Source organism: Sinorhizobium fredii NGR234 (assembly GCF_000018545.1).
Classification (GTDB): Bacteria; Pseudomonadota; Alphaproteobacteria; order Rhizobiales; family Rhizobiaceae; genus Sinorhizobium; species Sinorhizobium fredii_A.
In genome coordinates, this window is record NC_012587.1 from 1,129,438 (window position 1) to 1,150,826 (window position 21,389).

19 protein-coding genes are annotated in these 21,389 nt (G+C 62.7%); 8 read left to right on the forward strand and 11 right to left on the reverse strand.

Translation table 11 applies throughout. The annotated features are described in order from the left end of the window. Positions 1–133 precede the first annotated feature (133 nt). From NGR_RS16615 to NGR_RS16630, 4 genes are all read left to right on the forward strand, one after another. Positions 134–403: a DUF1467 family protein gene (locus tag NGR_RS16615; protein WP_012707636.1), complete on the forward strand. Its 270-nt coding sequence runs from the start codon at positions 134–136 to the stop codon at positions 401–403. 703 nt (positions 404–1,106) lie between these two features. After that, positions 1,107–2,435, forward strand: coding sequence for a proline--tRNA ligase (proS, locus tag NGR_RS16620; RefSeq protein WP_164924262.1), 1,329 nt, complete (start codon positions 1,107–1,109; stop codon positions 2,433–2,435). Positions 2,436–2,451: 16 nt separating this feature from the next. Continuing rightward, positions 2,452–3,762, forward strand: a complete 1,311-nt coding sequence (locus NGR_RS16625) for a lipoprotein-releasing ABC transporter permease subunit (RefSeq protein ID WP_012707638.1) — start codon at positions 2,452–2,454, stop codon at positions 3,760–3,762. Positions 3,763–3,779: 17 nt separating this feature from the next. Further along, positions 3,780–4,466, forward strand: coding sequence for an ABC transporter ATP-binding protein (locus tag NGR_RS16630; protein ID WP_012707639.1), 687 nt, complete (start codon positions 3,780–3,782; stop codon positions 4,464–4,466). 11 nt (positions 4,467–4,477) lie between these two features. Here NGR_RS16630 and NGR_RS16635 read toward each other — a convergent pair whose 3' ends face one another. Together NGR_RS16635 and NGR_RS16640 are read right to left on the reverse strand one after the other, a co-directional pair. Beyond that, positions 4,478–4,945 (reverse strand): DUF5680 domain-containing protein, encoded by a 468-nt coding sequence (locus NGR_RS16635; RefSeq protein ID WP_012707640.1) that lies wholly within the window; start codon positions 4,943–4,945, stop codon positions 4,478–4,480. An 85-nt stretch (positions 4,946–5,030) separates the two neighbouring features. Continuing rightward, positions 5,031–5,603, reverse strand: a complete 573-nt coding sequence (locus NGR_RS16640; protein WP_012707641.1) for a hypothetical protein — start codon at positions 5,601–5,603, stop codon at positions 5,031–5,033. A gap of 438 nt (positions 5,604–6,041) precedes the next feature. On the opposite strand from NGR_RS16640, the gene dnaE reads away from it, so the two are divergent. After that, positions 6,042–9,539 (forward strand): DNA polymerase III subunit alpha, encoded by a 3,498-nt coding sequence (gene dnaE / locus NGR_RS16645; RefSeq protein WP_012707642.1) that lies wholly within the window; start codon positions 6,042–6,044, stop codon positions 9,537–9,539. A 24-nt stretch (positions 9,540–9,563) separates the two neighbouring features. Here dnaE and NGR_RS16650 read toward each other — a convergent pair whose 3' ends face one another. Together NGR_RS16650 and NGR_RS16655 are read right to left on the reverse strand one after the other, a co-directional pair. Further along, entirely contained in the window at positions 9,564–10,793 is a 1,230-nt protein-coding gene (locus NGR_RS16650) for a L,D-transpeptidase family protein (protein WP_012707643.1), read from the reverse strand. A gap of 158 nt (positions 10,794–10,951) precedes the next feature. After that, on the reverse strand, positions 10,952–12,241 hold the full coding sequence (locus NGR_RS16655) for a DNA polymerase IV (RefSeq protein ID WP_164924263.1): 1,290 nt from the start codon (positions 12,239–12,241) through the stop codon (positions 10,952–10,954). Between the two features lie 72 nt (positions 12,242–12,313). Here NGR_RS16655 and NGR_RS16660 point away from each other — a divergent pair, with 72 nt between their 5' ends. Continuing rightward, positions 12,314–12,907 (forward strand): GNAT family N-acetyltransferase, encoded by a 594-nt coding sequence (locus NGR_RS16660; protein ID WP_012707645.1) that lies wholly within the window; start codon positions 12,314–12,316, stop codon positions 12,905–12,907. 41 nt (positions 12,908–12,948) lie between these two features. Here the strand turns inward: NGR_RS16660 and NGR_RS16665 are convergent, their stop codons facing one another. Together NGR_RS16665 and NGR_RS16670 are read right to left on the reverse strand one after the other, a co-directional pair. Then, positions 12,949–13,593 carry a hypothetical protein gene (locus tag NGR_RS16665; protein WP_012707646.1) on the reverse strand — a complete coding sequence of 215 codons (645 nt, stop codon included), beginning with the start codon at positions 13,591–13,593 and terminating at the stop codon, positions 12,949–12,951. Between the two features lie 2 nt (positions 13,594–13,595). Next, the gene (locus NGR_RS16670) at positions 13,596–13,868 is read right to left on the reverse strand and encodes a DUF3572 domain-containing protein (protein WP_012707647.1); all 273 of its coding nucleotides are present in this window, start codon (positions 13,866–13,868) and stop codon (positions 13,596–13,598) included. A 156-nt stretch (positions 13,869–14,024) separates the two neighbouring features. Here NGR_RS16670 and NGR_RS16675 point away from each other — a divergent pair, with 156 nt between their 5' ends. Both NGR_RS16675 and NGR_RS16680 read left to right on the forward strand, forming a co-directional pair. Further along, the gene (locus NGR_RS16675; RefSeq protein WP_003537642.1) at positions 14,025–14,396 is read left to right on the forward strand and encodes a response regulator; all 372 of its coding nucleotides are present in this window, start codon (positions 14,025–14,027) and stop codon (positions 14,394–14,396) included. A gap of 17 nt (positions 14,397–14,413) precedes the next feature. Beyond that, positions 14,414–15,781, forward strand: coding sequence for a PleD family two-component system response regulator (locus NGR_RS16680; RefSeq protein ID WP_012707649.1), 1,368 nt, complete (start codon positions 14,414–14,416; stop codon positions 15,779–15,781). Positions 15,782–16,353: 572 nt separating this feature from the next. On the opposite strand, the gene rpmG is transcribed toward NGR_RS16680, so the two are convergent. From rpmG to rnr, 5 genes are all read right to left on the reverse strand, one after another. Beyond that, positions 16,354–16,521 carry a 50S ribosomal protein L33 gene (rpmG, locus tag NGR_RS16685; RefSeq protein ID WP_012707650.1) on the reverse strand — a complete coding sequence of 56 codons (168 nt, stop codon included), beginning with the start codon at positions 16,519–16,521 and terminating at the stop codon, positions 16,354–16,356. Positions 16,522–16,615: 94 nt separating this feature from the next. Then, positions 16,616–17,800: an MFS transporter gene (locus NGR_RS16690; protein WP_012707651.1), complete on the reverse strand. Its 1,185-nt coding sequence runs from the start codon at positions 17,798–17,800 to the stop codon at positions 16,616–16,618. A 12-nt stretch (positions 17,801–17,812) separates the two neighbouring features. Then, entirely contained in the window at positions 17,813–18,529 is a 717-nt protein-coding gene (locus tag NGR_RS16695) for an NUDIX hydrolase (RefSeq protein WP_164924264.1), read from the reverse strand. Next, complete coding sequence (locus tag NGR_RS16700; protein WP_012707653.1) at positions 18,526–18,981, reverse strand: DUF983 domain-containing protein; 456 nt, start codon at positions 18,979–18,981, stop codon at positions 18,526–18,528. The genes NGR_RS16695 and NGR_RS16700 overlap by 4 nt, the downstream gene beginning before the upstream one ends. Before the next feature lie 40 nt (positions 18,982–19,021). After that, positions 19,022–21,388: a ribonuclease R gene (gene rnr, locus NGR_RS16705; protein ID WP_012707654.1), complete on the reverse strand. Its 2,367-nt coding sequence runs from the start codon at positions 21,386–21,388 to the stop codon at positions 19,022–19,024. Between the last annotated feature and the right edge of the window lies 1 nt (position 21,389).

A 21,389-nucleotide genomic window follows, 5' to 3' on the forward strand; every position in this document is an offset into this window, starting at 1 on the left:
CCTGCAATAGCGCTATAAGGCGGCTCTCTCGCAGGGACCTTCGAGAGCCGCTTGTGATCCGCGCAGTCAAGATAGAACCGGCGCAACGCTGCCGTCATATCGCCGGCTGACCGAGCTCCATCAGAGAACGAGAATGTCCGCCTTTTCGACCTTCGCCGTCTATTTCATCATCTGGTGGCTGACGCTTTTCACCGTGCTGCCGTTCGGCGTGAGGACCCAGGCCGAGGAGAACGAGGTGGTGCCCGGCAGCGTCGAGAGCGCTCCAGCGCGTTTTCGTGGCCTGCGGGTGGTCCTGATGACGACGGTGATCGCCGCCTTGATCCATCTCGGCTGGTATGTCCTGTCCGTGAAGCTCGGATATGACCTCGATACGATATTCGGCTTTATCGGTCCGAAAGGCTGATCGCGGCCCCCCGTCAGAGCAACCGGCAAAAAGCAAGAAATGTGCCGCGCGGGGAGAGTGGTTCCGGCCCTCGCTCTGCGCCGGGCCCTGCCGCTTCTTGACGGCCCACAAATCGACATATTTGCCGCTGCTTCATATCGATTCTGGTGGGCGAAAAAGCAAAAAAAAACAAGGCCAAAGCCTTGTTTTTCAAGTTTCGCGTGATCTTTCAACCGTTGCCGGCGGCAGCGAACGAGCGCGCCTAAGATCTTATCCTCCCAAGACTTGACCGCGAAAATCGGCAAGAATTTGGTCTTCTTGCCTGTTTTGTGAGCCGAAACTAGCTCAAACATTGGGCTATGTCATCAGGTTTTTTTGCATTTTTGCTACAGTTTGGCAAAAAATTCCAGTTGACAGAAACGGCCCTTGTCCTGCTACTACCGTGCTCTTTTGACGCAGCGACGAGCGTCATCCTGCGGAGCAACTTAATACCGCGTGCGGCTTTCTTCCCGATGCGGCAGGGTTTTCTTCCGCACGCGAAGCGGTTATGAACGCTGAACTCGAAGGCTTCCCGCTGGCCGCGCCACAGGAAATCAAGAGCCCCGATTTTTCAAACGGCAATCGCTGCCTTCGCCTGTCCGAAGGCGAGGGCGGCTGCCGAAGCACAACGTCATTTCGCCCGAATCCACCGATAGTGCGAGAGCGACCAGTTCCGGAACCCGTCATGCGCCTGTCCCGCTATTTCATGCCCATCTTGAAGGAAAACCCGAAGGAAGCGGAAATCGTTTCCCATCGCCTGATGCTGAGGACCGGCATGATCCGCCAGCAGTCGGCCGGCATCTATAGCTGGCTGCCGCTCGGCAAGCGCGTGCTCGACAAGGTCAATGCGATCATTCGCGAGGAACAGAACCGCTCCGGCGCGGTCGAGCTCTTGATGCCGACCCTGCAGTCGGCTGAGCTGTGGCAGGAGAGCGGCCGCTATGATGCCTACGGCAAGGAAATGCTGCGCATCAAGGACCGGCAGGATCGGCCGATGCTCTACGGTCCGACCAACGAGGAGATGATCACCGACATCTTCCGCTCCTCCGTGAAGTCCTACCGCAACCTGCCGCTCAACCTCTACCACATCCAGCTCAAGTTCCGTGACGAGATCCGCCCGCGGTTCGGCACCATGCGTTCCCGCGAGTTCCTGATGAAGGACGCCTATTCCTTCGACCTCGATCGTGAAGGCGCGGAGCATGCCTATAACAAGATGTTCGCCGCCTATCTGCGGACCTTCGACCGCATGGGCCTGCGCGCCATTCCGATGCGCGCCGACACCGGTCCGATCGGCGGCAATCTCAGCCATGAATTCATCATCCTCGCCGACACCGGCGAGTCGGAGGTGTACTGCCACAAGGACTTCCTCGGCTTCGATATTCCGGGCAAGGATACGAATTTCGACGATGTGGCGGGACTGAAGGCAATCTTCGACAAGTGGACGTCCCGCTACGCCGCGACCTCGGAGATGCATGACGAGGCCGCCTTCGACGCGATTTCCGAGGGCGAGAAGGTCTCGGCGCGCGGCATCGAGGTCGGCCATATCTTCTATTTCGGCACGAAATACTCGGAGGCAATGGGCGCCAAGGTGCTCGGACCCGACGGCAAGGAGCACATCGTCCATATGGGCTCCTATGGCATCGGCCCGACACGGCTGGTGCCGGCGATCATCGAAGCGTCGCATGACGAGAACGGCATCATCTGGCCGAAGTCGGTGGCGCCCTTCGACGCGGTCGTCATCAACATGAAAACGGGCGACGCCGCTTGCGATGCGGCTTGCGGCACGCTCTACTCCGACCTCGGCAAGGCCGGATTCGACGTTCTCCTGGACGACACGGACGATCGCGCCGGCGCCAAGTTCGCCACCGCCGATCTCATCGGCGTCCCGGTGCAGATCATCGTCGGGCCGCGCTCGATCGCCAATGGCGAAGTCGAGGTGAAGGACCGCAAGACCGGCGAGCGCGAGACGATGACGGTGGAAGCCGCGATCAACAAGCTGGTTGCGACAAGATAAGAGGCAAGGGACGACAATGACCGTGGCGACGGAAGAGCAAGTGCAGGTTGCCGCGCCATCCGGCAGATCGTCGAGCCGTCCCTTCTCCGCCTTCGAGCGCATGGTCGCCTGGCGCTACCTGCGCTCGCGGCGGAAGGAAGCCTTCATCTCGGTCATAGCAGGCTTCTCCTTCATCGGCATCATGCTCGGCGTGGCGACGCTGATCATCGTCATGGCAGTAATGAACGGTTTCCGCACCGAGCTCATATCGCGCATTCTCGGCATGAACGGCCATGTGATCGTCCAGCCGCTCGATGGGCCGCTCACCAACTATGCTGAATTGGCCACCAAGTTCTCGGCCGTGCCGGGCGTGACGATGGCGATCCCGATGGTCGAAGGGCAGGTGCTCGCTCAGGGCATCGGCGACGCCTCGACCGGTGCGCTGGTTCGCGGCCTCCGGGCCGAAGACCTCATGAAGCTCAAATCGATCTCGGAGCATATTCAATCCGGCGATCTCGTGGGTTTCGCCTCCGGCGCGGGCGTCGCCATCGGTTCGCGCATGGCCGAACAGCTGGGGATTCGTGTCGGCGGCACGATCACGCTCACCTCGCCGAACGGCGACGTCACGCCGCTCGGCATGAATCCGCGCGTCAAGGCCTATACGGTCTCGGCGATCTTCGAGATGGGCATGTCGGAATATGACGCGACGATCATCTTCATGCCGCTCGAGGAAGCGCAGCTCTATTTCAATGCCGAGGGCCTCGTCCAGTCGATCGAGCTCTTCGTCGAGCAGCCGGACTCCGTCGATGACCTGCGCAAGCCGATCGAGGACGCCGCCGGCCGGCAGGTCTACCTGACCGACTGGCGCGACCGCAACAGAACCTTCTTCTCGGCGCTCGAGGTGGAGCGCAACGTGATGTTCATGATCCTGACGCTGATCGTGCTCGTCGCCGCGCTCAATATCGTCTCCGGCCTGATCATGCTCGTGAAGGACAAGGGCAGCGACATCGCCATCCTGCGAACGATGGGTGCGACCTCCGGGTCCGTGATGCGCATCTTCTTCATGACGGGCGCGGCCATCGGCGTCGCCGGAACGATCGCCGGCGTCATCCTCGGTGTCGTCGTCTGCCTCAACATCGAGTCGATCCGCCAGTTCTTCTCCTGGGTATCCGGGACCACGCTCTTCAACCCTGAGCTCTACTTCCTGAGCCAGCTGCCGGCCGACATGAATGCCGACGAAACCGTCTCCATCGTCGTCATGGCACTCGCGCTTTCCTTCCTGGCGACGATCTTTCCGGCCTGGCGCGCCTCACGCCTCGATCCGGTGCAGGCCCTGCGGTACGAATAACAAGGATAAGAACGTAGATGAATGCGCGCGTGGCACTGCAGCTCTCCGGCGTCGAGCGACACTATGGCGAGGGCGACACCTTTTTGCCGATCCTCAAAGGCGCGGATCTGACCCTGCGGAGCGGCGAGACCATTGCGCTCGTTGCGCCCTCGGGCACCGGGAAGTCGACCCTGCTTCATCTCGCCGGGCTGCTCGAACATCCGGACGAAGGTGACGTGATCGTCAATGGCATCCCCTGCAACGGCCTCAGCGACGACCGGCGCACCGCCATCCGCCGCAACGAGATCGGCTTCGTCTACCAGTTTCATCATCTGCTGCCGGAATTCACCGCGCTCGAGAACATCATGATGCCGCAACTGATCGCCGGCCTGTCCAAGGCGGAAGCGGCCGAAAGGGCAGGGGCTCTCCTCGACTACATGCGTATCGGACACCGTGCCGCGCACCGTCCGGCCGAGCTTTCCGGCGGCGAGCAGCAGCGGGTGGCGATCGCCCGGGCGGTGGCCAACGCGCCGCTCATCCTGCTGGCCGACGAGCCGACCGGCAATCTCGATCCGGAGACGGCCGGCTATGTCTTCGAGGCGATGGAGGCCCTTGCGCGTCAGTCCGGGCTGGCGGCGCTGATCGCCACCCACAATCACGAGCTGGCTGCGCTGATGGATCGTTGCGTAACGATCGAGGACGGCAAGGTCGTCGAACTGAGATAGGCCGGACGGGCTCACGGCACGATCAGCCCGCCGCGGTAATCGAGCTCATAGGCCTCCTCGCCATCGACGAAGATGGTTTCGCGGCCGGAAAAGTGCTCGGTCGCGCCGCGGCTGCTGTCGATATAGCAGCCATAGGCGTGTTGATATTCCATGCCGCCGAGGAAGTGGCGCTTTTCGCGATACATGGTCTGAAGCGCGGCCTTGATGACGGCGCCCGCCCGGCGTGCATCGATGAGTTCCGGGCGAATGATCCGACCGAAGTAGTTCATGGCCCAGCACGGCTTGCCGTCGTGCCACACCGCTTCCTGGCCGGCAAAGTCGGTTCCGCCGAAATAGCTGTCGAGATAGCGCCAAGGGCCGCGCTGGTGGCCGATGTCATGCGAGCCCGGCCGGCAGGCCGCTAGCTTTGCACCATCGCCGACATAGGTGCTCGCCTTCGCCTCGACGATGAAATCCGTCAGTTCCGCGATGCCGACCATGAGCGCTCCCTCCGATTGCAGGCGGAGAATGGCTTAACAAGGCGCGGCTGTAAAGAACAAAAAGAGAACAATTGGCGGGAACGGACTATTCCGCGCCGCAGGCCTTCTGGCCGATCTCGTCGCTCCAGTCCTTGAGCAGAACCGTGGCGCCCTTTGCTCGGATCGGCTTCGCGTTCGCCGTGCCTTTGCCGGTCGAGACGTTGAAGTCGCACTTCATCGTGTTGTCCAGGTCGAGCGTGTCGTAGGACGAATAGGTGTATCCGGCGACGACGAAATCGGAACGGCGATAGGCGATCGTCAGCGTCTGTTCCCAGCGGTGGCGGCCGATCGCGTCGTTGTGCGAGGTGATCTCCATCGACCCGTTCGGCAGTGCATGGACGAATGGTGCTTGCCCGTAGAGGCCGAACTGTCCCCAGACTTTGTCGGGGACCAGCGATTTCAGCACCAGCCTGCCGACATCATTGGTGAGGTAGATATAGATGGCGTTGTCCTCGTCGCTGTCTTCGGCGGGTGACACGAGCAGAACGAGATCGCTTGCGTCGTCCTCGTTCCAGTCGCCGGTCGCGGCCGAAACGATTCGAGCCGGATCGATAGAATCGGCGGCAAGGGCGAGGGTCGGTGATAGCAACAGGGAGGCTGCAAGCAGAACCGTTCTCATGGGCGTTCCTTGAAGAGGAGAGGGTGCGCACTGCCCTCTGCTGTGGATGCCACGATCTTAAACGATTCGGTTGGTCCCGGTGTCTGCCAATGAGGCGAGGAAGCTGATCGCCTTGGTTGAATTAACCATAGCCGGTGAATAGCGGGCGTTTCATGCACGCTTGCTTGACTATTGAACAAAAATGGAACAAAAAAAGAACAATAGCCGAAAGGAGCCATGTTATGACTGATTTCGTCCGTGATCTTGCTGCCTTCGCCTCGATGAGCCTTTTCATCGCAAGCATTTCGGTGATCGCGCTCGGTATGTGATCGCTGCCCGGCTCGACTCCGTCCTGCAAAGCGCGGCCGGGTAAAAAGATACCGGGTTTCGCCGTGAGGCTGGACAGTCGGGGCCGGAAACGGGATATCCTCCGCACCGGACAAGAATCGGAGTGCGGCAATGGCAGGCGACGAAAGCATTGGGCAAGGCGCGGCAGGCGCAATGGACCCGCAATTCGTTCACCTGCGGGTCCATTCGGCATTCTCGCTGCTGGAAGGCGCGCTGCCGCTGAAGAAGATCATCGCCAAGGCGGTGGCCGACGAGCAGCCGGCCATCGGCATTGCCGATACCAACAACCTGTTCGCGGCGCTGGAGTTCTCCCAGAAGGCAGCGGACGACGGATTGCAGCCGATCATCGGCTGCCAGCTCTCCATCGACATGGAGGACGAGGCGGAGGGGGAGCGGCGCAGCCATGCGCAGCAGCTTGCCAAGCTGCCTTCGATCGTTCTGATCGCTGCGACCGACGCGGGCTATACACGCCTTGTCGACCTGGTCAGTCGCGCCTATCTCGAAGGCGAAGGTCATCAGGCGGTGCGAGTAACGCGCTCCTGGCTTGCGGCTGGCGGCACCGAGGGTCTGATTGCCTTGACCGGCGCCGGCAGTGGGCCGGTCGACCTGGCGCTGAAGGCCGGCTTGGCCGCGCTTGCCGAAGCGCGCCTCAAGACGCTGGTCGAGCTGTTCGGCGATCGTCTCTATGTCGAACTGCAACGGCACGGCAGTTACGATCGACGCCAGGAGAATCGCCTGGTCGACCTTGCCTATCGCCACGACATCCCACTCGTTGCGACCAACGAAGCCTTCTTCCCGTCGCCGGCCGACTATGATGCGCATGATGCGCTGATGGCCGTTGCCCACAACGCCGTCGTCTCCGACGATCGCCGTTTCCGGTTGACGTCGGATCATTACTTGAAGAGCCGCAAGGAAATGGCGGCGCTCTTCGCCGATCTGCCGGAGGCGCTGGAAAATACCGTCGAGATCGCGCGCCGCTGCTCCTTCATGCTGAAGACCCGCGGGCCGATCCTGCCGCGCTTCACCGGCGCCTCGGACGATCCGGTGGAGGCCGAGCGCGCCGAGTCCGCGGAGCTTCGCCGGCAGGCGGAGGAGGGGCTGGAGCAGCGCCTGTCCAGGCTCGGCATGGCGCCCGGCTACAAGGAAGAAGACTATCGCGAGCGCCTCGCCTTCGAACTCGGCGTTATCGAACGCATGAAGTTCCCCGGCTACTTCCTGATCGTTGCGGACTTCATCAAATGGGCGAAGCAGCATGACATCCCCGTCGGCCCGGGCCGCGGCTCGGGCGCCGGCTCGCTGGTCGCCTATGCGCTGACGATCACCGACGTCGATCCGATGCGCTTCTCGCTGCTCTTCGAGCGCTTCCTCAACCCGGAGCGCGTGTCGATGCCGGACTTCGACATCGACTTCTGCCAGGACCGCCGCGAAGAAGTGATCCGCTACGTCCAGCAAAAATATGGCCGCGAGCAGGTGGCGCAGATCATCACCTTCGGATCGCTGCAGGCGCGCGCCGCGCTGCGCGACGTCGGACGCGTGCTGGAAATGCCCTATGGCCAGGTCGACAAGATCTGCAAGCTGGTGCCGAACAATCCGGCCAATCCGACGCCGCTGTCGAAGGCGATCGAGGAGGAACCGCGCCTGCAGGAGGAGGCCGAAAAGGAGCCGGTCGTCGGCCGGCTGCTGGACATCGCGCAGAAGATCGAGGGCCTCTACCGCCACGCCTCGACGCATGCGGCGGGCATCGTCATCGGCGACCGGCCGCTGTCGCAACTGGTGCCGATGTACCGCGATCCGCGCTCCGACATGCCGGTCACCCAGTTCAACATGAAATGGGTCGAGCAGGCCGGCCTCGTCAAGTTCGACTTCCTGGGCCTGAAGACCCTGACGGTGCTGAAGACGGCAGTCGACTTCGTCGCCAAGCGCGGCATTGCGGTCGATCTTGCCAGCATCCCGCTCGACGATCCGAAGACCTACGAGATTCTCTCCCGCGGCGAGACGGTCGGGGTATTCCAGGTGGAAAGCGCCGGCATGCGCAAGGCGCTGATCGGCATGCGGCCCGACTGCATCGAGGACATCATCGCGCTGGTCGCGCTCTACCGGCCGGGTCCGATGGAGAACATCCCGGTCTACAACGCCCGCAAGCATGGCGAAGAGGAAATCGAATCGATCCATCCGAAGATCGACCATCTGCTCAAGGAGACTCAAGGGGTCATCGTCTATCAGGAACAGGTGATGCAGATCGCCCAGGTGCTGTCGGGCTATTCGCTCGGCGAGGCCGACCTGCTGCGCCGCGCCATGGGCAAGAAGATCAAGGAGGAGATGGACAAGCAGCGGGCCCGTTTCGTCGAAGGCGCGGTCGGCAACGGCGTGGTAAAACCGCAGGCGGACCTGATCTTCGATCTGCTCGCCAAGTTCGCCAATTACGGTTTCAACAAATCGCACGCGGCCGCCTACGCCATCGTCTCCTACCAGACCGCCTATATGAAGGCGCACTATCCGGTCGAGTTCCTGGCGGCCTCGATGACGCTCGACATGTCGAACACCGAGAAGATCAACGACTTCCGCCAGGACGCCATCCGGCTCGGAATCCAGGTCATTGCACCCTCGGTGCAGACTTCGTTCCGCCTCTTCGAGACCGGCGACAACCGCATCTATTACTCGCTTGCCGCCATCAAGGGCGTGGGCGAATCCGCCGTCGAGCACATCGTCGCCGTTCGCGGCGACCGTCCCTTCGCAAGCCTCGAAGATTTTTGCCTGCGGATCGACCCGAAGCTCCTGAACCGGCGCGTTTTCGAAAGCCTGATCGCCGCCGGCGCCTTCGACTGCTTCGGCTACGACCGGGCCGAACTGATCGGCGGGCTCGACCGCATCCTCGGCTTCGCGCAGCGCGCCCAGGAAAACAAGCTGAGCGGCCAGAGCGACATGTTCGGTGCCGGAGCGGCGACAGGGCCGGAGAAGATCGCGCTGCCGGTCTATACGCCCTGGCTTGCCTCGGAGAAGCTGCATCGGGAGTTTCAGGTGCTCGGCTTCTACCTGTCCGCCCATCCGCTCGACACCTACAACAAGCTGCTGGCGAAGATGCGCGTGCAGACTTTCGCGGATTTCTCGGCCGCCGTGAAGAAAGGGGCGAGTGCCGGCCGGCTTGCCGGCACGGTGACATCGAAGCAGGAACGCAAGACGCGCACAGGCAACAAGATGGGCATCGTCGCCTTCTCCGACGCGTCGGGCCAGTTCGAGGCGGTGCTCTTCTCGGAAATGCTGAACCAGTATCGCGATCTGCTGGAGGCCGGCAAATCCCTGGTGATGACCGTGGATGCGGAGGAGCGGCCGGAAGGGATCGGCCTACGCATCCGCACGCTTCGGTCGCTCGAGGAAGAATCGCTGCAGATGCAGAAGGCGCTGCGCGTCTATGTGCGCGATTCCGGCCCCTTGCGCTCGATCGCCTCGCACCTCAACGCCAAGGGAGACGGCCTCGTCTCCTTCATCGTCATCAAGGACAATGGGCAGCGGGAGATCGAGGTCGAGCTCAGCGAGAAATATCGCATCTCGCCGGAGATCGCCGCCGCCCTTCGCTCCGCGCCGGGTGTCGTGGACGTCGAGCTCGTATAGAACGACCCAGTCAGGGTGAAACCGTCAGCGGCCGCTTACCGAATGTGTGATGGTGATGAAGTCGGTGCCTTCGCCGGTCTCCAGTCCCGTGTCGGTGTCGGAGATCGAAAGCGACGACCCATCGGCAAGAAGGCCGGCAATGCGCCGGCGCACATCGTCGGGCACCGTCAGGCGGTTCAAGGTCCGCTGAAGGGCGTTGAACTCCGTGGGATCGGTGTCAACAGTGATTCCGAGCCGATCTTTCGCGGCCTTCGAAAGCGTGTTGTCCAGCGCCATGCCGAACCACTTGCCTTGGCCCGTTGCTGCGTCGGTATCCTGGAACTGGAGAAAATGTGTGCCGAGCGCCAGCTCGGGTTTGTCGATCGTGATCTCCGCCTCGAAGAGCGGCTGAAACGCGCGGCGGACGCGAAGCACGCCGTTCGGCGGCATGTCCCGGCCAGCCTTGCGATAGACGGCCTCGATCAACTCCGGGGTCGCCTTACCATCCACCGGCAACCCTTCTGCCGTCTGGAAGGAGCTGATCGCTGCAAGCGTCATCGGGCCGCCGTGTCCATCCGGCGCGCCGGCGTCGTGGCCGAGCGTGGTCAGGAGCATCTGGAGATCGCGCATCGTGTCTTGCCTGCCGCGCCGGGTGACGAGGATTCGAATGGGCGGCTGCTCGTGAACAAGCAGCGCCGGCGAGGGACGTCTGTCCGTCATGGCCACCTCGACGGAACCTCCGTCGAAATGGCTGATGGCTGGCCGTAGCGGTACATCCGACATCGGCGGCGCCGGTGGGTGCGCCTGGTTCGGCTGAAACAGCATCGTGCTCGCGATTGCGACGGGCGTTACCTGACGATCGGAGATCACCACATGCATGCCGCGTTGGGTCATCTTGAACAGGCTAGCGGCGAACTTGCCCGGGAGTCGCACGCAGCCGTGCGAGGCCGGGTAATCCGGCACATGGTTCGAGCCATGCAACGCGATGCCGGACCAGGTGAGCCGCTGCATGAAGGGCATCGGCGCATTGGAATAGATGTTGGATTTGTGATGGCGGCGCTTCTCGAGAATCGAAAAAATGCCGGTCGGCGTCGTGTGGCCGCGCTTTCCTGTCGAGATATTCGACGTGGCGACCACGGTGTCGCCGTCATAGACGACGAGCGATTGCTGCTGCCTCGATACGACGATCTGCAGCGGCGCCTTCGCGCCGGCCGCCAAGGCGGAAGGTGCCGACGCGATCAGGACGGCCAGTCCTATCCCGAGAGTGATACGCAATACAGACCCTCAATCCGACCATGAAGCGCTGCCACACCCTGCGGCGCTTCAAGTCTTGCCGTGCGCGTCAAGGTTGAGCTGGCGCGACGGACCCATCGAGCGAGGATACAGTTCAATATTTAACGAATTGAAACGAGAGCCGAGGCCCGCGGCGCCTGCTATTGATCGCGTCGGCGTTGGCCGAAGGTATAGCCCGTCTCGACGCTTGTCTTGCCGAACTTGTCGCGCAGCTTGTTGATCGCTTCTTCGGCGGCCGCCCGTCTCGTCGCCAGAGGGTCGACGAGATCAGGCGGATCGGCGAGGTCGGGGGCGGCGAGGTCGCTGACGCCGATGCCGATCAGCCGGTATTTCGTCCCGTCGGTCTCCTTTTCGAGCAGTTGGAGGCCAACGCGAAAGATGCGGTCGGCGAGGCGGGTCGGGCTTTCGAGCCGCCGATTGCGGGTGCGGAGCTTGAAGTCCGCGGTCTTGAGCTTCAAGACGACGGTCTGCCCGGCAAGCTCCGACTTGCGCAACCGCAGCGCGACCTGCTCGCTCAGGTGCCGAAGATGCGGCACGAGCTCTTCCGGACGCGACAGGTCGTCGTTGAAGGTCGTCTCCGAGGATACGCTCTTTGCCTCGCCATCGGTCTCGACGACGCGCTCGTCCTGTCCGCGCGACAGGCGATAGAGCCTTTGCCCCATCGAGCCGTAGCGGCGCATCAGGTCTGCTTCCTCCATCGTCTGCAATTGTCCGATCGTGCGGATGCCGTCCCGCTCGAGGGTCGCGGCGAAGGCCTTGCCGACGCCCCAGATCAGCGTGACGGGGCGCTCCTTCAGGAAGTCGACCGCCTCGGCCTGGCCGATGACGGAGAAGCCGCGCGGCTTCTGCAGATCGGAGGCGACTTTGGCGAGGAATTTGCAGTAGGAGAGCCCGACGGAGACGGTGATGCCGACCTCCCGTTCGACCCGTCTCGCAAAGCGCGCCAGCGTGCGCGCCGGGGGATCGTGATGCAGTCGTTCGGTGCCGTTCAAGTCGAGGAACGCCTCGTCGATCGACAGCGGCTGCACGAGCGGCGTCAGCTCGAGCATCATCGTCCTGATCTCACGCCCGACGCGCACGTACTTCTCCATGTTCGGCTTGACCACGACGGCCTGCGGGCAGGCTTCGAGCGCCTTGAACATCGGCATGGCCGAACGGACGCCGTGAATGCGGGCGATGTAGCAGGCGGTCGAGACGACGCCGCGCTTACCGCCGCCGATGATCACCGGTTTGTCGGCGAGCTCCGGATTGTCGCGCTTCTCGATCGAGGCGTAGAAGGCGTCGCAGTCTATATGCGCCAGGGTCAACCGATAGAGCTCGGAATGGCTCAGAAGCCGCGGGCTGCCGCAGGCCACGCAGCGTCGTGCCGCAGCGGCCAGTTCCTTGAGGCAATCTCGGCAGAAGCCGGAAAACGGTGCAGCGCTGGGCATGGCCGGAACAAATGTTGAACGCGGCGACTTTACGCTCTACGCTAGTGAGTCTCAAGGCGGCGATCGGAGGCCATGGTGGATAAAATCGCCCTGCAATTTGCGCCGGTGACAAAAGAACTCTGGCCGGATTTCGAAAAGCTGTTTGGCCCGAAGGGAGCGTATTGCGGTTGCTGGTGCGTTGCCCTGCGGCTGCCCTACAGGATCCGCGGAAACATGTCGGCCGAGGATCGCAAGGCGTTCATTCGCACGCGCATTGAGGCCGGACCCCCGCCGGGCATTCTCGGCTATTGCGAGGGAAGCCCGGTCGCCTGGGTCCAGGTTGGGCCTCGTTACGATGTGCCGCAATTCAATTCGCCCCGCACGTGCTCGCGGCCGCTGGAAGAGCTTGAGGCCGAGGACGCGAGCGTCTGGGCTGTGAGTTGCTTCTTCCTTGCGTCGCCCCTGCGCGGCAAGGGACTAAGTCACCGCATACTCGCCGCCGCCATCGATCACGCGCGAAAAGGTGGCGCGCACTATCTCGACGCCTGTCCGATCGATCACAGCAAGCAGCCGAAATCGGTCGCGCTCTATATCGGCTCGACGGCGATTTTCGATGCCGCGGGCTTCGATACCGTCGCGCGGCGCAAGGACGGCAGGCCGCTGATGCGACTCGATTTAAGGCAATGACGATGCGTGCGCAGATTGCGGCCAGCGGAGTCGCGCGACGATCAGCCGCTGTTGGCGGCGCTCCAGTGGTCGCGGATCACCTTGGCCGCTTCAGGCCAATCCGTCGCAATGTGCATGCCGGCGTCGGGCGGCGGGGCGAGGGCGCGAAAATCCGCATTGGCCATCAGATTGATGAGGAGACAGGCCGGCACTTCCTCCCGCACGGAGCGGAGGTTGCGAAGAATGTCGTCGACGAAGACGAGCGGAAGGTCTCGTCCGCCATGCAGTTGCTTGACCAGCGGCCCCTTCGGCTCCTCGGAAGCGAGCAATGGATAGGAAAGGCCGAGCGTATCGAGCAGTGCCCGGCGCACCGCCGCATGACTGGGCGGCATTGCCGTCAGGAAGACGATATCCGCTTCGCCGGACAGTCCGGCCAGCGTCTCGCCGACTTCGCTGGCCGGCGTCTGCCAGCGGTCCTGCTCGGCGTAGAAGGCGCCGAGCAGGGCCTTTGTCGCAACATCGCTGACCGCGTCACCTTTGCGACGATCGATTATATTGCCGGTGAGACGGAAGGAGCGGGGCAGCAGCGTGTGTTCGCGAGCCTCCAGAAAGGCCGCGAAGGGCGTCAGGAATTCGAGCACGACTTCGTCTATGTCGGCGACGATCAGCGGCCGGTGGCCAAGACGGATGTCGCCAGGGTCGGACACGCTCAGATGTCCTCGAAGTTCGCCGGACCGGAAAATGCCTGGTGCGCCCTGACGACCTCCTCGGGAGCGGTCTCAGTCGCCGTGCAGAAGGCGATCAACGTCGGCTCGTGGTCCATCAGAAAGGCGACGAGACCGCCCATGAAGCCTGGCTCCCCGATGGCCTTGCGCAACGATGCGGGATCTGTGCCGGTCAGCGCCAGGAAACGGGACAGGAGTTCCGGCTCGCCCGCGAGCCAGCCGAGAATCGCGACCGCCGTATCGTCAGCGCTCTTCATGTTCTTGAATCTCTTCTCATATGGCGTCCGGAGTTACCTCTTTTTCAACCAAATATCGTTAGCCTTGCGACCGAGGAAATGCGTCGAGTCACCATTTGTGAAGCTTATATCTCTCCAGGGGACTTGCAAGGCGGCGACAGACAGCAAGGGATCGACATGCCCAAACAGGTGATGATTGTTGAGGATAACGAGCTGAACATGAAGCTCTTCCGCGACCTCATTGAGGCTTCTGGCTATGCGACGATCCAGACGCGCAACGGCATGGAAGCGCTCGAACTGGCGCGCAAGCATCGGCCCGACCTCATCCTCATGGATATCCAGTTGCCGGAGGTGTCCGGCCTCGAAGTCACGAAATGGCTGAAGGAAGACGACGAACTCCACGTCATCCCAGTCATCGCCGTAACCGCCTTCGCCATGAAGGGCGACGAGGAGCGTATTCGCCAAGGCGGATGCGAAGCCTACGTTTCCAAGCCGATTTCCGTTCCCAAATTCATTGAAACGATCAAGACATATCTGGGCGATGCCTGATTGCCGGGAAAGACCATATGACTGCGCGCATCCTTGTCGTCGATGACGTACCAGCCAATCTGAAGCTTCTGGAGGCTCGGCTGGTCGCCGAGTATTTCGATGTCCTGACGGCCAGCGATGGACGCTCCGCACTGGCGGTCTGCGAGAACACGCCGGTCGATCTTGTTCTTCTTGATATCATGATGCCCGACATGGACGGCTTCGAGGTCTGCGAGAGACTGAAGGCAAACAACCGCACCACCCATATTCCGGTGGTCATGGTGACAGCGCTTGACCAACCCTCCGATCGGGTGCGCGGCCTCAAGGCCGGCGCCGACGATTTCCTCACCAAGCCGGTCAATGACCTTCAATTGATGTCGCGCGTAAAGAGCCTGGTCCGGCTGAAGAATGTCAGCGACGAATTGCGCCTCAGGGCCCAGACGGCGCACACGATCGGTTTGCAGGAGCTTGCCCGTGCCGACCGTCCCGATGAGCCCGGTAACGTCCTCCTCGTCGATGGCCGCGCCTCCTCGCAGGAACGGCTGTTGCGCGCCCTGAAGCCGATCGCCGAGGTCGCGGTGATTTCCGATCCGCAGGCCGCCTTGTTCGAAGCCGCCGAGAACAGCTTCGACCTGGTGATCGTCAATGCGAATTTCGACGACTACGATCCGTTGCGCCTCTGCTCGCAGTTGCGTTCGCTCGAGAGAACGCGCTTCATCCCCATCCTGCTCGTCACGGAGCAGGGGAGCGAAGAGATGATCGTTCGCGCGCTCGAGCTTGGCGTGACGGACTACATCATGCGACCGGTCGATCCCAACGAACTGGTGGCGCGCTCCCTGACGCAGATCCGCCGCAAGCACTGCAACGACCAGCTGCGCGCCAGCGTTCAGCACACGATCGAATTGGCGATCACCGACGACCTCACCGGCCTTCACAACCGCCGCTACCTCGACAGCCATCTGAAGCTGTTGATTGACCGCGCGCGTGCGCGTGGCCGGCCGCTTTCGATCTGCATCACCGATATCGACCGCTTCAAGCTGGTCAACGACACCCATGGGCATGATGCCGGTGACGAAGTTCTGCGCGAATTCGCCAGGCGCGTCCGCGCGACGGTGCGCGGCGCCGATCTCGCCTGCCGTTTCGGCGGCGAGGAATTCGTCATCGTCATGCCCGACACGACGCCGGAGATGGCGGCGATTGTCGCCGAACGGTTGCGCTTGATGGTCGAGGGACGCGCATTCGGGATTTCGCAGGGAGATACGGTCCTCAACGTCACGGCGTCACTTGGGATTGCCACCCTGCGGCCTGGGGACGATACGCCCGAAGCCCTGCTGAAGCGCGCCGACACGGCACTCTACGAAGCCAAGAACAACGGGCGCAACCGGGTGGTCGCGGCGGCCGCGTAAGCCCAATTTGGCAAGCAACGCTTGCGGGCGGTCTCTGGCCTCGCCGTTCGACGTAGCGCAGACTGGAACATTCACCCAAACGCACCTTGCCAACCTACTTATAAGTTGTATCTTCTGCGGCATCGCTGATGCTGGGGCAAGCATTTCCAAAAAGCGGCGTGTTCGGATTTGTCCGAATACGAGACAGAATTAACCAAACACCGAGCAACATGTTTCGGTGCTTAAGAATTCGTTGATTTTTTTTTATTTTCAAGCAATGCTGATATTAAGGAAGTGTGACTTCCACGATCGATCGGTTACCCCATGATGCTCAGGTCCGCCGCATCTCCTGGGTCGTGGGGTCGGTCGGCTGGATTCCGACGTCCGCGGATTCCTCGTGCCGCAGTCGGAGCCCAGCCGACCCCCTTTCGGAACGCCGCTCCGAAGGAGGCGGCGTTTTTCGTTTCCGATCTACAATCTGCCAATCTTGTCAGACGTAACCTGCGCGAAGATCGCCGGCAGCGACGGCATGGCAAAGAAAAAGCGCCGAACCTTGCGGCCGGCGCTCGTCGGGTCGAACCGGAAACGTGATCTTACTTGATCTTGGTTTCCTTGAATTCGACGTGCTTCTTGACGACCGGATCGTACTTCGTCTTCGTCATCTTTTCCGTCATCGTGCGGCTGTTCTTGGTCGTGACGTAGAAATAGCCCGTGTCGGCCGTCGACAGCAGCTTGATCTTGATGGTGGTAGCTTTCGCCATGGTCGTCCTGCCTTTATAGAAAGATGAGAGCCGTGGACAACCGGTTGCGGGCCACGGTCAAGTTGGCGCGAAACTACAAATCGCGGTCGAAAAGTCAAGGCCGTTTTGGTTTCAAAACGATGCGGACGAGCGAAAGCACCACATAAAGGCCGAAGAAGGCGGCAATCGCCCAGGCAAAGCCATCGTTACCGGTGATGTCCATTGCGGCGCCGATGACTTGCGGTCCGGCCACGGTGCCGACCGCATAGGAGAAGACGAAGGCGGCATTGGCGGCCGCGAGATCGGCGCCCTCAAGCCGCGAGCCGAGATGGCTGAGACCGACCGTGTAGAGGCCGGAGACGCATCCACCCCAGAACAACAAGACCAGCGCCATCAGGAACCAGCTTTCCACCAGCATCGGCAGGAAGAGCGCGCCGATCAGGCCGATTACCGTCAGCGCCGACAAGATCGTCCGCCGATCCTTTACATGATCGGAGAGCATGCCGAGCGGGATCTGGAAGATGAAGTTGCCGACGCCCATGACTGTCAACAGCAGGGCCGCCTGCGATTCGGTGAAGCCGGCGCGTGTTCCGAAAATCGGGAAAAGCGAGAGGCCGCCCGATTCGACCGCGCCGAAGATGAAGACCGCCGCCGTCGCCGTCGGCACCAGGAAGACGTAGCGCATGAAATGCCGCCCCGGCTTTTCGTCGAGGACAGGACTTTCGCCGCGGGCCAGATAGATCGGTATGGCCGCGAGCAGGATGACGCCGGCGCCGACGGCAAAGGGCAGGATGCCCTCGCTGCCGAGAACGGAAAAGAGCAGCGGGCCGCTGGCAAAGCCGAGCGAGAGCACGGTGCCATAGATGCCGAGCACGAAGCCGCGTCTGTTCGGCGGCGCCGTCGCATTGATCCAGAATTCCGACAGAATGAAGAGAACCGTGATGGCGCCGTGGAAGACGATTCGGAGCGGAAACCAGAGCCAGAAATTGGTGATGTAGTAGAAGCCGAGGGCGCTCACCGCGGAGAAGAGGATCGCCAGCAGCATGGTCGGCGCAACGCCGTGGCGATGCGCGAACTTCGTGGTAAACGGGGCAGCGGCCATCGAGGCAAGGCCGGCCATTGCCGAATTGAGCCCGATCAGCGTCGGAGCAATTCCGCGCTTCTCCATGATGATGCTGAGCAGGGGAAGGCCGAGACCGATGGCGATACCCACCGCTGTGATCGAGGCGACGGCGGCGATCAGCGAAGGCCAGTGAATTTCGTCAACCGGCGCAGACGTGCCGGACGGCGGCTTCGACATTCGACAGGATCCCTAGAGAAGCGTGCGAAGAAAGCGCCCGCGGCGCGTGAAATAGAACGGCACCGACCGTTCAGCGGGGAGCGAGGCATCCGATTCGAGCCCGCTTCTCAGATCCGCAAGGATGATTGCGGTGATCTCCGGAACCTGGAGAGACGAGAAGTCGTCGACATCGATCCACTGCAAATCCTGAAGCTCCCGGCTATCCAGGACCTCAGACGGATCGATCTCGGCCTCATCTGCGAAGACCGCAAAGAAGCGCGTGTCGAACCGCCTTGATTGTCCCGGCGGCGTGATGGCACGCGCCATATAGCGCAAGTTTGTGAGATCGGGAAGAAAGGGAAGGGGAGCGCCTGACGGATTGAGTTGCCGGCCGAGACGGACACCTGCTTCTTCGAAGAGTTCTCGCGCTGCCGCGAGCGCCAGCGCCCGGGCTCTTCCGTCGGTGATCGGGCGCCCCTCGCTTGTTGTCAGGGCACGCAGCACCGTCGGATTGAGATCGCCGGAAAATCCCAGCCGATGGTCCGTCGGGTCGCGGCGGCCGCCCGGAAAGACATAGAGGTCCGGCATGAAGGCATGGGCGCTGTGACGCTTTCCCATCAACACGCGCACGCGCTTGCCGGAGCGGTCGAGCAGCATGATCGACGCCGCGTCACGCGGCCTGAGCGGCGGATGCCTGGGTGCCCCGGCCTGCGATTGAGCGGGGCCGCCGCTGCCGCGATCCGGCCTCATGCCGATGGATCCCGCGGTGGGAGGATGTCTTCCGGCCGGTCTTCGTGCCCGCCGAAGCCGTGCATTTTCAAAGCCCATTGCAGCCCGATGACCGCGCCTTTGACCGGCTGCATCAGGGCGAGTGCGCTGACGAGCGTCACCGGCGCCCAGACCGCCAGGTGCTGCCAGGTGGAGAGCGGCAGGACCAGATCCGTCATCATGTATCCGCCGAGCACCAGATGACCGACGATCGTCACGACGATATAGGGTGGAAAGTCGTCGGCGCGATGATGGTCCATCCGTTCGCCGCAGGCGGCGCAGGCATCCACCGATTTGACGAAGCCTCGAAACAGTCGGCCTTGGCCGCAGGCGGGACATTTGCCCAGAAAGCCGCGCTTCATCGCACGCCCGACGGGCCGCTCCTCCCGCTGCTCCCCACCCAGCTGCAGCTTGTCGGTTGCCATTGCTTTCATGTCCAATCCTTGTTGAACGGGACCGTAGCGGTCGTCGGCGTCACCGCCTGCCGCGCGGCGGCCGCGTTCCCGGCCGTTTGCCCGCGTTCACCCGATCGCGGCGGCCAGCCTTGTGGAAGGAGCGCATTGCCGTCGGCATCTTTCGCCCTTCGCTCAGCATCTCGAAGCGAAGTGCACCGGCGAGCGGCACGGCCTCGGCAAGCTTGACGCGGACCGGATCGCCAAGACGATAGCCAAGTCCGGTTTTTTCGCCGGACAGGGCCTGATGCGCCTCATCATAGATGAAGTAGTCGCGTCCGAGCGTGGATATAGGGATGAAGCCGTCGGCGCCATAGGCGGGGAGGGTGACAAAAAGTCCCGCCTTGATCACGCCCGAGACGCGCCCGTCGAACTCCTCGCCGACGCGTCCGCTCAAGTGATGAGCGATCAGCCGGTCGACCGTATCGCGTTCGGCGGCCATTGCGCGCCGCTCGAAGGTGGAGATTTCCGCGGCGATATCGTCGAGCACGCCCTCTTCCTGCGGCGTCAAGCCGCCCTCGCCAAGGCCGAGCGAACTCACCAGCGCCCGGTGCACCACGAGGTCCGCATAGCGCCGGATCGGCGAGGTGAAGTGGGCATAGCGCACCAGGTTGAGGCCGAAATGGCCGATGTTTTCCGGACTGTAGATCGCCTGGCTTTGCGACCGGAGCACCATCTCGTTGACCATCGTCTCAAAGGGCTTGCCGTCGGCCCGGGCGAGAACGCCGTTGAAGTGGTTGGCACGCATGGCGCCGCCCTTGGCGAGCGAGATGTCGAGCGTTGCCAGGAACTCGCGCAGGCTTTCCTGCTTGGCAAGCGACGGCTGATCGTGGACGCGGTAGATCAATGCCTGGCGTTTCTGCTCCAAGGTCTCCGCCGCCGCGACGTTGGCCTGGATCATCATTTCCTCGATGAGCTTGTGGGCATCGAGGCGTTCCGGCACGAAGACCCGGTCGACGGTTCCGTCCGGCTTCAGGATGATCTTGCGCTCGGGCATGTCGAGTTCGAGTGGCTGGCGCCGCTCCCGCCCGCGGCTGAGGATGCGGTAGCCCTCCCACAGCGGCTTCAGGATCGGTTCCAGGATCGGCCCGGTCTTGTCGTCCGGCGACCCGTCGATGGCGGCCTGGGCCTGTTGATAGGAAAGCTTGGCGGCGCTGCGCATCATGATGCGGTGGAACGTATGTCCCGCCTTGCGGCCCTCCTTCGAGAAACGCATCCGCACCGCCAGCGCAGGCCGGTCGACACCTTCCTTCAGCGAGCAGAGATCGTTGGAGATGCGCTCGGGCAGCATCGGCACGACACGATCGGGGAAATAGACAGAATTGCCGCGTTTCAACGCTTCGAGATCGAGAGCCGATTTCGCCCGGATATACCAGGAGACGTCGGCGATCGCGACGGTGACGATAACGCCGCCGGGATTGTCGGGGGAGGGATCCGGTTCGGCGTGAACGGCGTCGTCGTGGTCCTTGGCGTCGGCCGGGTCGATGGTGACGAGCGGCAGCGAGCGCCAGTCCTCGCGGTGCGCCATCGTGGCGGCCTCTGCCGCATCGGCCTCCTGCAGTACGCGCTCTGGGAAGACATGCGGAATGCCATGCGCATGGATGGCTATCATCGAGATCGCCTTTTCGGAGGCGACGGAGCCGATGACGGTCTGCACCTGGGCGCGCGGCAGGCCGTAACGGCCGAGCCGGGCGAGATGCACTTCGACGAGGTCGCCGTCCTTGGCGTCGCCCGTGAATTCCGCGTCGACGAGGACTTCCTCGCCGCGCTTGTCGATCGGCATCAGTCGACCGCCGCCGCCCGGAGTCGCGCGGAACACGCCGAGCACGGCATCCTTGCGCTTGTCGAGGATCTTGATGATGCGCGCCGTATAGGCGGGGCCGCCCCGCTCCTTGGCCGGGAAGATCTTGGCGAGCACCCGGTCGCCGAGACCGCCGACCGGCGCCTTGCCCTTCGCCTTGCCGGCCGCCGACTGGCGGATCAGGACCGCCGGTGCGACGCCGTCGTCGTCGAGCCATTCGGCCGGGCGGCCGATCAATTCGCCGTCGATATCGCGGATGGTGATGTCGAGCACGGTGACGGGCGGCAGGGCACCGGGGCGAACGAGCGACTTGCGCTTCTTCTCGACCAGCCCGTCCTCCTCCAGCGAGCGGAGCAGCGCCTTGAGTTCGACGCGCGCCTCGCCCTTCAGGCCGAACGCCTTGGCGATCTCCCGCTTCGAGGCCTGCTGCGGATTCTCGGCGATGAAGCGCATGAGCACGTCGCGCGGCGGAACGGCGCCGTGGATGATCGCGTCCTTGACTGCGGGCGCCGCCTGGGCTGCGCGCAACTGCTTCTTGCCGGCACTTTTTGTGCGCCGTTCGGTCGGATCGCGCGGAATTCTACTCAAC